This is a genomic window from Burkholderia sp. BCC1988 (assembly GCF_905339895.1).
Taxonomy (GTDB): Bacteria; Pseudomonadota; Gammaproteobacteria; order Burkholderiales; family Burkholderiaceae; genus Burkholderia.
Genome location: NZ_CAJPHA010000003.1, coordinates 158,674 through 172,098, shown reverse-complemented (window position 1 = coordinate 172,098; position 13,425 = coordinate 158,674). Strand labels below are relative to the sequence as shown.

At 69.4% G+C, this 13,425-nt stretch carries 11 protein-coding genes; 9 read left to right on the top strand and 2 right to left on the bottom strand.

Features of this window, described 5'->3' with window-relative positions:
* Nucleotides 1-113 precede the first annotated feature (113 nt).
* From U4012_RS05690 to U4012_RS05675, 4 genes are all read left to right on the top strand, one after another.
* On the top strand, nucleotides 114-2,237 hold the full coding sequence (locus tag U4012_RS05690; RefSeq protein WP_321796858.1) for a site-specific recombinase: 2,124 nt from the start codon (nucleotides 114-116) through the stop codon (nucleotides 2,235-2,237).
* 168 nt (nucleotides 2,238-2,405) lie between these two features.
* Nucleotides 2,406-3,704, top strand: coding sequence for a THUMP domain-containing class I SAM-dependent RNA methyltransferase (locus U4012_RS05685; RefSeq protein ID WP_044848269.1), 1,299 nt, complete (start codon nucleotides 2,406-2,408; stop codon nucleotides 3,702-3,704).
* A 279-nt stretch (nucleotides 3,705-3,983) separates the two neighbouring features.
* Complete coding sequence (locus U4012_RS05680) at nucleotides 3,984-4,394, top strand: VOC family protein (protein WP_044848270.1); 411 nt, start codon at nucleotides 3,984-3,986, stop codon at nucleotides 4,392-4,394.
* A gap of 73 nt (nucleotides 4,395-4,467) precedes the next feature.
* Complete coding sequence (locus U4012_RS05675; protein ID WP_044848271.1) at nucleotides 4,468-5,154, top strand: helix-turn-helix transcriptional regulator; 687 nt, start codon at nucleotides 4,468-4,470, stop codon at nucleotides 5,152-5,154.
* 220 nt (nucleotides 5,155-5,374) lie between these two features.
* Here U4012_RS05675 and U4012_RS05670 read toward each other — a convergent pair whose 3' ends face one another.
* Nucleotides 5,375-6,298, bottom strand: a complete 924-nt coding sequence (locus tag U4012_RS05670) for a carbon-nitrogen hydrolase family protein (protein WP_044848272.1) — start codon at nucleotides 6,296-6,298, stop codon at nucleotides 5,375-5,377.
* A gap of 80 nt (nucleotides 6,299-6,378) precedes the next feature.
* Here U4012_RS05670 and U4012_RS05665 point away from each other — a divergent pair, with 80 nt between their 5' ends.
* The 4 genes from U4012_RS05665 (at nucleotide 6,379) to U4012_RS05650 (ending at nucleotide 11,047) form a co-directional block, all read left to right on the top strand.
* Entirely contained in the window at nucleotides 6,379-7,299 is a 921-nt protein-coding gene (locus U4012_RS05665; protein ID WP_124520272.1) for a LysR family transcriptional regulator, read from the top strand.
* 343 nt (nucleotides 7,300-7,642) lie between these two features.
* Nucleotides 7,643-8,152, top strand: a complete 510-nt coding sequence (locus U4012_RS05660; protein WP_321796851.1) for an NUDIX hydrolase — start codon at nucleotides 7,643-7,645, stop codon at nucleotides 8,150-8,152.
* Complete coding sequence (mnmA, locus tag U4012_RS05655) at nucleotides 8,149-9,309, top strand: tRNA 2-thiouridine(34) synthase MnmA (protein ID WP_321796849.1); 1,161 nt, start codon at nucleotides 8,149-8,151, stop codon at nucleotides 9,307-9,309. The genes U4012_RS05660 and mnmA overlap by 4 nt, the downstream gene beginning before the upstream one ends.
* Nucleotides 9,310-9,427: 118 nt before the next feature.
* Nucleotides 9,428-11,047, top strand: coding sequence for an FMN-binding glutamate synthase family protein (locus U4012_RS05650; protein WP_044848276.1), 1,620 nt, complete (start codon nucleotides 9,428-9,430; stop codon nucleotides 11,045-11,047).
* 94 nt (nucleotides 11,048-11,141) lie between these two features.
* Here U4012_RS05650 and U4012_RS05645 read toward each other — a convergent pair whose 3' ends face one another.
* Complete coding sequence (locus tag U4012_RS05645; RefSeq protein ID WP_044848297.1) at nucleotides 11,142-11,753, bottom strand: glutathione S-transferase family protein; 612 nt, start codon at nucleotides 11,751-11,753, stop codon at nucleotides 11,142-11,144.
* 187 nt (nucleotides 11,754-11,940) lie between these two features.
* On the opposite strand from U4012_RS05645, the gene U4012_RS05640 reads away from it, so the two are divergent.
* A complete protein-coding gene (locus U4012_RS05640; protein ID WP_321796846.1) occupies nucleotides 11,941-13,338 on the top strand; it encodes an aminopeptidase P N-terminal domain-containing protein in 1,398 nt (465 codons plus the stop codon).
* Nucleotides 13,339-13,425: the final 87 nt, after the last annotated feature.

The following is a 13,425-nucleotide window of genomic DNA, read 5'->3' as shown; positions in this document are numbered from 1 at the left end:
TCGCCGCGCATCGTCCGGCATCCCGACCAGCTTCACCGTTCTCGCCGGCGCCGCGCCGTGTGTTCCCGCCGGCATCCCGAACCCGCCCGTCCAGGGCCATCGCTATTCCGTTTATGTTTCGTTCCCTGACGACCCTGATCAAGAAGTGGCGCGCGTCGCGCAATGCGGGCCACCAGCTCGATGCGCTGCTCGCGCATGCCGACGCGGACGCGCCGTACGCCGAGCGCAGCGAATGGCTGATCGAGCTCGCGCACTGGCTGCGCCGCAACGGCGCGATGCAGGCCGCGCACGACACGCCGGCCGCACGCGATGCCGACGCACGCGCGTATCCGGCGCACGCGCGGCTGCGCTACCTGTTCCACGTGCTCGACCGCAACCCGGCATGGAAATCGCACGCGGCGCGCATCCTGCGCGGGATCCTGCGCGAATGCGACGGCATCTCGCTGCTGTGCGACGCCGGGATGCCCGTGCATTCCGGTTTCTTCGGCGCGCTGTTCGAGCGCATCGACTCGTCGCTGATCCCGCCGGCGCCGAACCGCCGCGAGCTGACGGCGCTGTTCACGCTGATGTTCCCGACGCCGGAAGACGCGCAATGGATCGACGCGCTGCCCGATGACCTGCTCGCCCGCCTCGCCGAGCTGATCTCGTTCGACGTCACCGACGAAGAACGCCACGAGCCCGGCTCGTTCTCGCGCGACCTGCTGGCCGCGCTGCACAACCTGACCTGCCAGATCAGCTCGACCGGCCTGTCGCAGACGGTGCGCAGCCGCCTGTCCGACGACGACGCGCGCAAGCCGCTCGAAACGCAGCCGTTCTACCGCCTCACGCGTGCGATGCTCGCGGTCGAGACCGCGCACGCGGCCGTCGAGGACGGCGGCGACCCGAGCAAGCTGCTGCACGAGGTGAATTACCTGCGCGTGCTGCTCGACGAATGCCGGATCGCGGTCGACGACGTGTTCGCGCACCTGTACCGCAACGGCGTGTCGGTCGACATCGTGTTCCAGGTCGAACGGATGCGCATGCGCATCCTGCGCGCGGAACTGCTGCTCAACGCGTGGATGGCACGCGACGACCTGCGCGGGATGGCGCGCCTGACGGCCGAGCTCGTCGACGCGAACCAGAACAGCCAGAGCGTGTCGCACCTCGTGCGCAGCAACTTCTCGCTGTTCGCGCGCAAGCTCGTCGAGACCAACGCGGACACCGGCGAGCACTACATCTCGCGCGGCCGCGCCGAGTACCTGAAGATGCTGCGGATGGCCGCGGGCGGCGGGCTCGTCACCGTCGTGACCGTGTGCGTGAAGTTCGCGATCACCGGCGCGCACCTGCAGTCGATGCTCGAAGGGCTGCTCGCGGGCGTCAACTACGCGGCGAGCTTCATGCTGATGCACTTCCTGCACTTCACGCTCGCGACCAAGCAGCCCGCGATGACCGCGCCGACGCTTGCGCGCGAGCTCGACGACACCGGTCACGAGGAAGGCGTGAAGGCGTTCGTCGCGTCGGTGATCGCGCTGATCCGCACACAGGCCGCGGCGATCTCCGGCAACGTGCTCGTCGTGCTGCCCGTCTGTCTGCTCGTGCAGCTGTTCGCGGGCAACCTGCTGCACGCGAACCTGATCTCGCCGGAAAAGGCGCATGCGACGCTGCATTCGTTCTCGCTGCTGGGCCCGACGCCGTTCTATGCGGCGCTCACGGGCGTGCTGCTGTGGGCGTCGAGCCTGCTCGCGGGCTGGGCCGACAACTGGTTCGTGCTGCACCGGGTCGGCGACGCGCTCACGTACAACCGCCGGCTGCGGCTCACGCTCGGCGCGTCGGGCGCCGCGAAACTCGCGCACTTCTGCCGCTCGAACGTCGCGGGCGTGGTCGCCAACGTCGGCCTCGGCCTGATGCTCGGCCTGATCCCCGCGATCGTCACCGTGTTCCTGTTCCCGTTCGAGGTGCGGCACGTGACGCTGTCGGCCGGCTCGATCGGGATCGCGCTCGGCGTGCTCGGCAAGGGCGCGCTGAATACGCCCGAACTCTGGTGGGCCGGCGCCGGCGTGCTGAGCATGGCGATCCTCAACGTGCTCGTAAGCTTCGCGCTCGCGTTCACGATGGCCGTGCGCTCGCGCAGCCTGCGCCGCACCAAGGTGCGCGCGCTGGTCGGCGCGATCGTCCGCACGGTGCTCGCGAAGCCGTCCGCGCTGTTCTGGCCGGCCGGCGGAACGGCCGCGCGCGCCGGCCAGACGGGCTCGCACTGAGCGTTCGACGGCGGTGCGCCTGCCCGGGCGATTGCCGCCGCGCGGGGCCCGGCGGGCCGCCCGTCACGGCCGGCCGACCCGCGCCGGCGTCCCGAATCCGACGCAACGCCGGCCCCGGGCGCCCGCGCCGCGTACAATAGTGGACTTTTGCACGTCCTCACCCGCCTTATGTCCTCGCCCACCCTGTACGAATTCTTCGCTCCCTGCCCGCGCGGCCTCGAAGCGGCGCTTGCCGCCGAGCTGGCCGAAATCGCCGGCCGCCATCTGGATGGCGCGCCGTTCACCGCGGGCGCGCAGGTGCCGGGCGGCGTCCACTTCCGTGGCGGCTGGGCCGCCGGCATGGCCGCGAACCTCCATTCGCGAATCGCGAGCCGGATCCTGCTGAAGATCGCGCACCGCCCGTACCGCAACGAACAGGACGTCTACGCGCTCGCGCTCGAGCAGCCGTGGGAACGCTGGTTCGCGTCGACGCAGACGCTGCGCGTCGACATCACCGCGATCAAATCGCCGCTGAAGAGCCTCGAGTTCGCGACGCTGCGCGTGAAGGACGCGATCTGCGACCGGATGCGCGACAAGACCGGTTCGCGCCCGAGCATCGACACCGGCGCGCCGGACGTGCGCGTGTTCGCGTTCCTGACGGCCACCGAGTGCACGCTGTACCTCGATACGTCCGGCGAGCCGCTGTTCAAGCGCGGCTGGCGCCTCGACAAGGGCGCGGCGCCGCTGCGCGAGAACCTCGCGGCCGGCATCCTGCGCCTGACGGGCTGGACGCCCGGCACCGCGCTGTACGACCCGATGTGCGGCAGCGGCACGTTCCTCGCGGAAGCCGCGCAGATCGCGCTCGGCGTCGCGCCGGGCGTCGAGCGCCGGTTCGGCTTCGAGAAGCTCAAGCAGTACGACATCACCGCATGGCAGGGCCTGAAGGTCGCAGCGCTCGACGCGAAACGCGCGGCGCGCGGCAAGCGCGATTCGCTCGGCGTATACGGCAGCGACATCTCGGGCGACATGCTCGAGAAGGCGCGCGCGAACCTCGAGCGCGCGGGCGTGCCGTCGGTGTGGCTCAAGCAGGTCGACGCGCGCGGCATGACGCCGCCGTGCGACGGCCCGGGCATCATCCTCGCGAACCCGCCGTACGGCGAGCGGATCGAGGTGCGCGGCCGCAGCGCGCGCGGCGAGGTGCGCGAGACGGGCCGCAACCGCGGCAACGACGACGCATTCCGCCGCACGCACACCGACGCACCGGACAGCGAGTTCTTCAACGCGCTCGGCGATGCGCTCAAGCAGCGCTTCACCGGCTGGCAGGCGTTCCTGCTGACGTCGGACCGCTCGCTGCCGGGCCAGCTGCGCCTGCGCGAATCGGCGAAGACGCCGCTGTTCAACGGCGCGCTCGAATGCCGGCTGTTCCGCTTCGACCTGATCGCCGGCAGCGTGAAGGCACGCCCGGCCACGCCGGAAGGCGACGCCTGATACGCGAGGCGGCGGCTGCGGCCGCCTGCTGACACCGTGACGATGCCCGGCCAATCGGCCGGGCATTTTTCTTTCCGCCGCACCCAGGCGAGCGGCGCCACGCGCGCCGCCGAGGTTCCGTGCGGTCGGTGTGGGAGCGAAGCCGCCATTTGTCGGCGTCATTTGTCAGCGTCGCCACGACTACTGACAGCACGCTGTCAGCAGCCCCCGGTCACACTGCAATCCCGGCGCAATGCAAGGCTGGTTTCCATCAAGAACCCGAACAACACGGAGCTCGTCATGACGTCCGCAACTGCAACCGACACCGCAACCCTGGAACGCGCGATCGCGTGGTTCGACATCCCGTCCCTCGATTTCGACCGGGCGATCCGTTTCTACGAAACCGTGCTGCAGACGACGCTGCAGCGCGAAGTCATCGGCGGCGTGCCGATGGCCATGTTCGATCACGAAGCGTCGAGCACGGGCGGCAGCATCGTGTTCGATCCGCAGCAGATGAAGCCGAGTGCGAACGGCGTGCTCGTCTACCTGAACGCCGGCGAGTCGGTCGTCGCGGCACTCGAACGCGCGAAGCGCGCGGGCGGCGTCGTGCAGGGTTCGGTCGTCGAGTTGCCGAACAACTACGGCTACATCGGCTACCTGATCGACACCGAAGGCAACCGCGTCGGCCTGCACGCGCCGAAATGCCACTGAGCGCGTCTACCCTTCGGCCGGCGCGGCGCTATCATCGCGACGTCCCCGTAGCCGTTGGAGTCGAGGTGCAGCCATGACGCGCCGTGCCGACCGCCTGTTCCAGATCGCCGAGCTGCTGCGCGGGCGACGTCTCACGACCGCGCAACAGCTCGCCGACTGGCTGTCGGTGTCGCCGCGCACGGTCTATCGCGACGTGCGCGACCTGCAGCTGTCGGGCGTGCCGATCGAAGGCGAAGCCGGCATCGGCTACCGGCTGAACCGCAACGCGAGCCTGCCGCCGCTCACGTTCACGGCCGAGGAGCTCGCGGCGCTCGCGGCCGGCGCGCGCATGCTCGAGACCTGGGGCGGCGCGCGCTTCGCGGGCGGCGCGCGTTCGGCGCTCGCGAAGATCGCGTCGGCGATGCCGGCCGACAAGCGCACCGCGCTCGATCGCCTGCCGGTGTTCGCGCCGTCGTTCCACATCGACGAGACGTTCTGCGCGAAGGTCGACGCGATCCACCAGGCGGTCGACACGCATCACGTCGTCAGCTTCGACTACCGCGACCGGCTCGGCGCGCACACGAAGCGCCGCGTGTGGCCGCTCGGGCTCGTCTACTGGGGCGGACGCTGGACGATCGGCGCATGGTGCGAGCTGCGCGACGACTTCCGCACCTTCGACATCGCGCGGATGGGCGACATCTCCGTGCACGAGCAGTTTCCGGACATGGAAGGCCGGCGGATCGCCGACTACATGCGGATCGCGGAAGCGCCGATGCGCTGAGGCGGGCAGGCTCGGGCCGCTGCCCGCTGAATGACGCGCCGCTGTTCGGCTGTTCGGCTGTTCGGCTGTTCGGCTGTTCGGCTACCTGGTTGTCCGGCGGTCTGGCTGGCTGTCCGGCCGCCCGACTGTCTGGTTGTCCGGCTGTCTGTCCGGCTGCCCGACTGTCAAGCCACCTCGCCGCCATTCGCACGCCGGGGCGTCCGCGCCCCGGTCGCGCCCGTCACTCGCCGAACACCACCGACCGCTTCGGCCGCTCGTCGACGTGCAGCGAAAACACGTCCGGGCGCGCATAGTGCCCGACCACATCGAAGTCGTAACGCGCGCGCACGAGTTCATCGGTATCGATACGCGCGGTCACGAGCCCGGCCTCGCCGATCAGCGGCTCGGTCAGCAGGTCGCCGAGCGGCCCGACGATCACGCTGCCGCCGCGGATCAGCGGCCGCTCAGGATCCCAGCCCGGCACGTCGATGCCGAGCGCGCGCGGCGACGGCTGCACCTGGCAGGCGCTCACGACGAAGCAGCGTCCCTCGTGCGCGATGTGCCGCATCGAGCTTTGCCACAGGTCGCGCTCGTCGACGGTCGGCGCGCACCAGATCTGCACGCCTTTCGCATACATCGCGCAGCGCAGCAGCGGCATGTGGTTCTCCCAGCAGATCACGGCGCCCGCGCGGCCCGCGGCCGTGTCGACCACCGGCAGCGTCGAGCCGTCGCCCTGCCCCCAGATCAGCCGTTCGGTGCCGGTCGGCATCAGCTTGCGGTGCTTCGCGACGAGCCCGTCGCGCGGATCGAAGAACAGCGCCGTGCAGTACAGCGTGCTGCCGCCGCGCTCGATCACGCCGACCACGAGGCTCGCGCCCGTGCGCTGCGACAGCGCGGCCAGTTCGTCGGTTTCGGGGCCCGGCACGTCGATCGCCTGCGCGGCGTAGCGCGCATACGCGTCGCGGCCCTCGGGCAGCCGGTAGCCGAGCCGCGTGCCGAAGATCTCGCCTTTCGGATAGCCGCCGAGCACGGCCTCGGGCAGCACGACGAGCGACGCGCCGCTGTCGCGGATCGCGGTTTCGTAGCCGAGGATCGTGTCGAGCGTGGCGCGCGTGCCGGCGGGCGATGCGCCGATCTGCAGCGCGGCGATGACTGAGGTGGACATGAGGACGTCTCCGGTGAATGGGGTGACGCCATCTTTATCGATATCATTTCATCGATCAAATCGATACAACGATAACTGACATGAATACGGATGATATCGCCGGGCTCGACCTGAACCTGCTGAAGGTGTTCGAGGCGCTGTACGAGGAAGGCGGCGCGAGCCGCGCGGCGCTGCGGCTCGGCCTCACGCAGTCGGCCGTCAGCGCGGCACTCGCGCGGCTGCGCGTGATCTACGCCGACCCGCTGTTCGTGCGCACCGGCCGCGGGCTCGCGCCGACGCCGCGCGCGGACGAGCTGAAGCCGATCCTGTCCGACGCGCTCGACCGCTGCCGCGCGAGCCTCGCGATCGCGGCCGACGGCGGCGAGCGGGTCGGCCGCACGATCTCGATCGGGCTGTCGGACGACTTCGAGATTGCGCTCGGCCGCGCGCTGATCGACGCGGTCGCGCGGGAAGCCGCGGGCATCCGGCTGATCTTCCGGCAGACCCACAGCGGCATCGCGGGCGACGCGCTGCTGCGGCACGGCGTCGATCTCGCGATCGCGTCGGGCGGGTTCTCGGCGAACGGGCTCAGCCGGCGCGCGGTCGCGACGGGCGGCTACGCATGCCTGATCGATCCGGCCGGCCGGGCGCGCGCGCCGCGCACGCTCGCGCTCGCCGATTTCCTGCGGCGCGATCACCTGCTCGTGTCGTCGGGCGGCGTGATCGGGATCGTCGACGAGGCGCTGGCCGCGCTCGGCCACAAGCGGCGCGTGGCGGCGTCGACCACGCATTTCGCGGCGCTGCCGTACCTGCTCGCCGGCTCCGACGCGGTGGCGACGATACCGGCGCACGCGGCCCGCGCGATCGCGCAGTCGACGTCGCTGCGTGCGCTCGCGTGCCCGGTCGAGCTGCCGCGCTACCCGGTGGAAATCGGCTGGCGCACGAGCACGCAGCGCGACCCGGCGATCGTGCGCGTGCGGGACACGATCGCCGCCTGCGTCGCGACGATCGTCGCGCCATAAAAGGGCGCGATACGGCGTGCATCGGTGAAGGGCGTTCGTCCCGTTCACCCTATTCGTCCGCTTCGCCCCGTTCGTCCGGTTTGCCCGATTCGTCCGGCTTGCCCCCTTCATCCGGCTTGCCCCCTTCGTCCGGCTTGCCCCGTTCGTCCGGCTTGCCCTCTTCGTCCGCTTCGCGCCATTCACCCGGCCCGCCGGTGGTCCGGCTTATGCGCCGCGCCGTGCGGAATGCGGCGCATGTCGTTCGACCTGCCATCGACCGGGCCACGGGCGAAAGCAACCGGGGTCGGATTCGTCTGACTTGATGGCCGGCAGCGTCCGGGCGCAACCGGTAAAATGCCAATCCATGAAACCCGAAATCTGGACCCCGCATGTGACCGTCGCGGCGCTCATCGAGCGCGCCGGTCGCTTTCTCGTGATCGAGGAAGAAACCTCGACGGGCCTGCGCATCAACCAGCCGGCCGGCCATCTCGAGGCCGGCGAGACGCTCGCCGACGCCGTAATCCGCGAGACGCTCGAGGAAACCGCGCATCCGTTCGTCCCCGATGCGCTCGTCGGCGTCTATCTCGCGCACTACGACCGCCCCGGCAGCGCCGGCGCGACCTACCTGCGCTTCACGTTCTGCGGCACGGCCGGCGAGCCGCTGCCGGGCCACGTGCTCGACGACGGCATCGTCCGCACGCTGTGGATGAGCGCCGACGAGTTGCGCGCGTGCAGCGAGCGTCACCGCTCGCCCGCGGTGATGCGCTGCGTCGACGACTATCTGGCCGGGCGGCGCATTCCGCTCGATTTCGTGCACACGCATTCGGTCGCGCCGCGCCCGGACGCATTCGACCGTCAGGCGGTAAACAAATGAGCAAGCGCCGTGTAGTAGTGGGCATGTCGGGCGGCGTCGATTCGTCGGTGACCGCGTGGCTGCTGAAGGAACAGGGATACGACGTGGTCGGCCTGTTCATGAAGAACTGGGAAGACGACGACGACGGCGAATACTGCTCGACGCGCCAGGACTGGATCGACGTGGTGTCGGTGGCCGACCTGATCGGCATCGACGTGGAAGCCGTGAACTTCGCGGCCGAATACAAGGACCGCGTGTTCGCCGAATTCCTGCGCGAATATTCGGCCGGCCGCACGCCGAACCCGGACGTGCTGTGCAACGCCGAGATCAAGTTCAAGGCGTTCCTCGACCACGCGATGTCGCTCGACGCGGAAATGATCGCGACCGGCCACTACGCGCGCGTGCGCGAGCGCGACGGCCGCTTCGAACTGCTGAAGGCATTCGATCATACGAAAGACCAGTCGTACTTCCTGCACCGGCTGAACCAGGCGCAACTGTCGAAAACGATGTTCCCGCTCGGCGAGATCCCGAAGACGAAGGTACGCGAGATCGCCGCGCAGATCGGCCTGCCGAACGCGAAGAAGAAGGACTCGACCGGCATCTGCTTCATCGGCGAACGGCCGTTCCGCGACTTCCTGAACCGCTATCTTCCGACGAAACCCGGCCCGATGAAGACGCCGGACGGCAAGGTGGTCGGCGAGCACATCGGCCTCGCGTTCTACACGTTCGGCCAGCGCAAGGGCATCGGCCTCGGCGGCAGCAAGAGCGGCAGCGGCGAGCCGTGGTTCGTCGCGGCGAAGGACATCGCGTCGAACACGCTGTACGTCGTGCAGGGCCACGACCATCCGTGGCTGCTGTCGCGCGAGCTCGTCGCCGGCAACGTGAGCTGGGTCGCGGGCGAACCGCCGGCCGACGGCTTCGCGTGCGGCGCGAAGACGCGCTACCGGCAGGCCGATGCGGCATGCGCGTTCGGCGCCGCCGCAACCGGCCCGGCCGGCGAAGCCCGCTTCTCGCTCGCCTTCGACGACGCGCAATGGGCGGTCACGCCCGGCCAGTCGGCCGTGCTGTACGACGGCGAGATCTGCCTCGGCGGCGGCATCATCGAGTTCGCGGCCACCGGCCAGACGGCGCCGGCACCGGCGGCCGCCCGCGCGGGTGCGCTCGCCGAAGCACGCTGACATCCATTCGGTTTAGACTTGCGGCACGCCGCGCCCGGCGGAACACGATTCCGCCGCGGCCGGTGCGCCGCCGCGCAGCGTACGCATGGCGGCATTTCAAGATTCTTACGGAGTCCCCATGCTTTCCAGACGCTACCTCGCGATGTGGTGTGCCGTCCTGCTGCTCGTTGCCGCGGCCGCGCTCGCGTCGATCCACGTGCTTTCCTGGCTGTGGATCATCATCCCCGTCGCCCTCGTCGCCGTCGGCCTGTACGACCTGAACCAGGACCGCCACGCGATCCTGCGCAACTACCCGCTGTGGGGCCATTTCCGCTTCCTGTTCGAGTTCATCCGGCCTGAAATCCGCCAGTACTTCGTCGAGGACGACACCGACGAGAAACCGTTCTCGCGCGCGCAGCGCAGCCTCGTCTACCAGCGCGCGAAGAACGTCGCCGACAACCGTCCGTACGGCACCGAACTGAACGTGAAGTCCGTCGCGCACGAATGGATCAGCCACTCGCTCGCGCCGACGAAGCTGCCGAACCACGACTTCCGCATCCGGGTCGGCGCGAATCGCGCGCAGCCGTACGACATCTCGATCTTCAACATCTCGGCGATGAGCTTCGGCTCGTTGTCCGCGAACGCGATCCGCTCGCTGAACCTCGGCGCGAAGAAAGGCGGGTTCGCGCACGACACCGGCGAAGGCTCGCTGTCGAAGTACCACCGCGAGAACGGCGGCGACATCATCTGGGAAATCGCGTCCGGCTACTTCGGCTGCCGCAACGAGGACGGCACGTTCAACCCGGACAAGTTCGCGAAGCAGGCCGCCGATCCGCAGGTCAAGATGATCGAGATCAAGCTGTCGCAAGGCGCGAAGCCGGGCCACGGCGGTGTGCTGCCGGCCGCGAAGATCACGCCCGAGATCGCCGAGACGCGCGGCGTGCCGATGGGCAAGGACTGCATCTCGCCCGCGACGCACTCGCAATTCTCGACGCCGCGCGGGCTGCTCGAATTCGTCGAACGGCTGCGCACGCTGTCGGGCGGCAAGCCGACCGGCTTCAAGCTGTGCATCGGCCATCCGTGGGAATTCTTCGGGATCGCGAAGGCGATGCTCGAGACGGGCATCGTGCCCGACTTCATCGTCGTCGACGGCGCGGAAGGCGGCACCGGCGCGGCGCCGCTCGAATTCACCGACCATGTCGGCGTGCCGCTGCAGGAGGGCCTGCTGCTGGTGCACAACACGCTCGTCGGGATCGGCGTGCGCGATCGCGTGAAGATCGGCGCGAGCGGCAAGATCATCAGCGCGTTCGACATCGCACGCACACTCGCGATCGGCGCGGACTGGGTGAACTCGGCACGCGGCTTCATGTTCGCGGTCGGCTGCATCCAGGCGCAGCACTGCCACACCGACCGCTGCCCGACCGGCGTCGCCACGCAGGACCCGGTGCGCCAGCGCGCGCTCGTCGTGCCCGACAAGGCCGAGCGCGTGTTCAACTTCCACCGCAATACGCTGCACGCACTGCAGGAACTCGTGCAGGCGGCCGGCCTCGGCCATCCGTCCGAGCTGCGCGCGCATCACATCGTGCAGCGCGTCGCGCCGCACGAGGTGCGGCTGATGTCGCAGCTGCTGAAGTACCTGAAGCCCGGCGCGCTGCTCGACGGCCAGACCTGCGGCTATACGCTGTACGACAAGTGGTGGCCGATCGCGCGCAGCGATTCGTTCGTGCTCGGCGAAACCGTTTACACGTCGATCGAGTAACGCGCGAGCGCCCGCCGCCGGGCGGCTCGCCAAAAAGAAAAGCGCCCCGCGGGGCGCTTTTCTCTTGTCTGCCCGATCCGCCGGCGGCGGCCGGTCAGCCTTGCGGCAGCGTGTCGACGAACGTCTGCCGCTGCGACAGCTTCACGAAATGCTTGTCGAGGTTCGGATGGCGGTCGCGCCAGTTGAGTTCGGACATCCGGAAGTCGAGGTAGCCGAGCGCGCAGCCGAGTGCGATGTCGGCGAGCGTGTAATGATTACCGACGCACCACGTCTTGCCGCCGAGGCCCTGCGACATCGCGACGAGCGCGTCGTCGATCTTGCGCTGCTGGCGCGCGATCCAGCTCGCGCTGCGCTGCGCTTCGTCGCGCAGCGTGTGTTCGAGACGGATCGCCACGGCCGCGTCGAGCACGCCGTCGCCCAGCGCTTCCCAGCACCGCACTTCGAGCCGCTCGCGCCCCGACGGCGGAATCAGCTTGCCGACCGGCGACAGCGTGTCGACGTATTCGCAGATCACGCGGGAATCGAACACCGCGGCACCATCCTCCATCACGAGACACGGGACCTTGCCGAGCGGATTCGATGCATGAATGTCCGTCTCCGGCGCCCATACATTCTCGAGCTCCAGCTTGTAGTCGATCTTCTTTTCAGCAAGCACGATCCGCGCCTTGCGGACGTACGGGCTGCTGAGCGAACCGATTAATTTCATCATCTGCCTTTTCAAGGGAACTGCCGAGAGTATACGTTGTCGCCGATCATAACCGGCCGGCGCGGCCCGATAGAAAATCGCCCGTCCGGCCTGTGGATGGTTTGCAACAGCCGCCGCCGAGCCCCGTCCGGCGCGGCTTGCGGCCGTGTCTCTCACGCGCCGCGTCCGGCGGCGCTACAATCGCACGATGAATGCGCCCCTCGATACCGCCATCGCCGTCGACGTCTACCGCCAGCGCCGTGAACGCGTGCTTGCCGCACTGCGCGCCGCGGGCGGCGGCGTCGCCATCGTTCCCACCGCGCCGGAAATGCTGCGCAATCGCGATACGGCCTTTCCGTACCGGCATGACAGCTACTTCCACTACCTGACGGGCTTCACCGAGCCGGACGCCGTGCTCGTGCTGAACGCGGCCGGGTCGCACGGCGCGCCGGAATCGATCCTGTTCTGCCGCGCGAAGAATGCCGACCGCGAGATCTGGGAAGGTTTCCATTACGGGCCCGAGGCCGCGCGCGATGCGTTCGGCTTCGACGCGGCCTACGCGGTCGACGTGATCGACACCGAAATGCCGCGCCTGCTCGCCGATGCGGGCACCGTGCACTACCGGTTCGGCGCGTCGGCCGAGTTCGAGCGCCAGCTCGCCGGCTGGATCGATGCGGTGCGCGCGCAGGCGCGCAGCGGCGTCGCCGCACCGGACGCGCTGCTCGACCTCACGCCCCTGCTCGACGACATGCGGCTCGTGAAGGACGAACACGAACTCGCGATCATGATGCGTGCCGCACACATCTCCGCGCTCGCGCACCGTCGCGCGATGCAGGTGTGCCGCCCGGGGATCCGCGAGTACGAACTCGAGGCCGAGCTGCTGTACACGTTCCGCAAGCATGGCGCGCAGGCACCCGCGTACGGCTCGATCGTCGCGGCCGGCGCGAACGCGTGCGTGCTGCACTACCCGGCCGGCAACGCGGCCGCGCGGGACGGCGACCTGATCCTGATCGATGCCGCGTGCGAACTCGACGGCTACGCGTCGGACATCACGCGCACGTTCCCGGCCAACGGGCGCTTCTCGCCCGCGCAGCGCACGCTGTACGACATCGTGCTCGCCGCGCAGCAGGCCGCGATCGACGCGACGCGCGCGGGCGTGCCGTTCGAGGCGCCGCACGACGCGGCCGTGCGGGTGCTGGCGCAAGGGCTGCTCGATACGGGCATCATCCCGAAGACGCGCTTCTCGAGCGTCGACGACGTGATCGCCGAGCGCGCGTACGCACGCTTCTACATGCACCGCACCGGCCACTGGATCGGCATGGACGTGCACGATTGCGGCGACTACCGCGAGCGGCTCGCCGCGCGCGACGCCAACGGCGCGCTGCCGTGGCGCACGCTGAAACCCGGCATGACGCTCACCGTCGAGCCGGGCCTGTACGTGCGGGCCGCCGACGACGTGCCGCCCGAATACTGGAACATCGGCATCCGCATCGAGGACGACGCGATCGTGCGCGAGCACGGTTGCGAGCTGATCACGCGCGACGTGCCGGTGGCGGCCGACGAGATCGAGGCGCTGATGCGTGCGGGCGCGGCGCACGGCGCGTGAGCGTGCCGCAGGTTGCCATCGCGCCGGTGCCGGGTCGCCGTTGGCCCGGTGTTGATCTGCCGTTGACCTGCCGTTGACCCGCAGTTG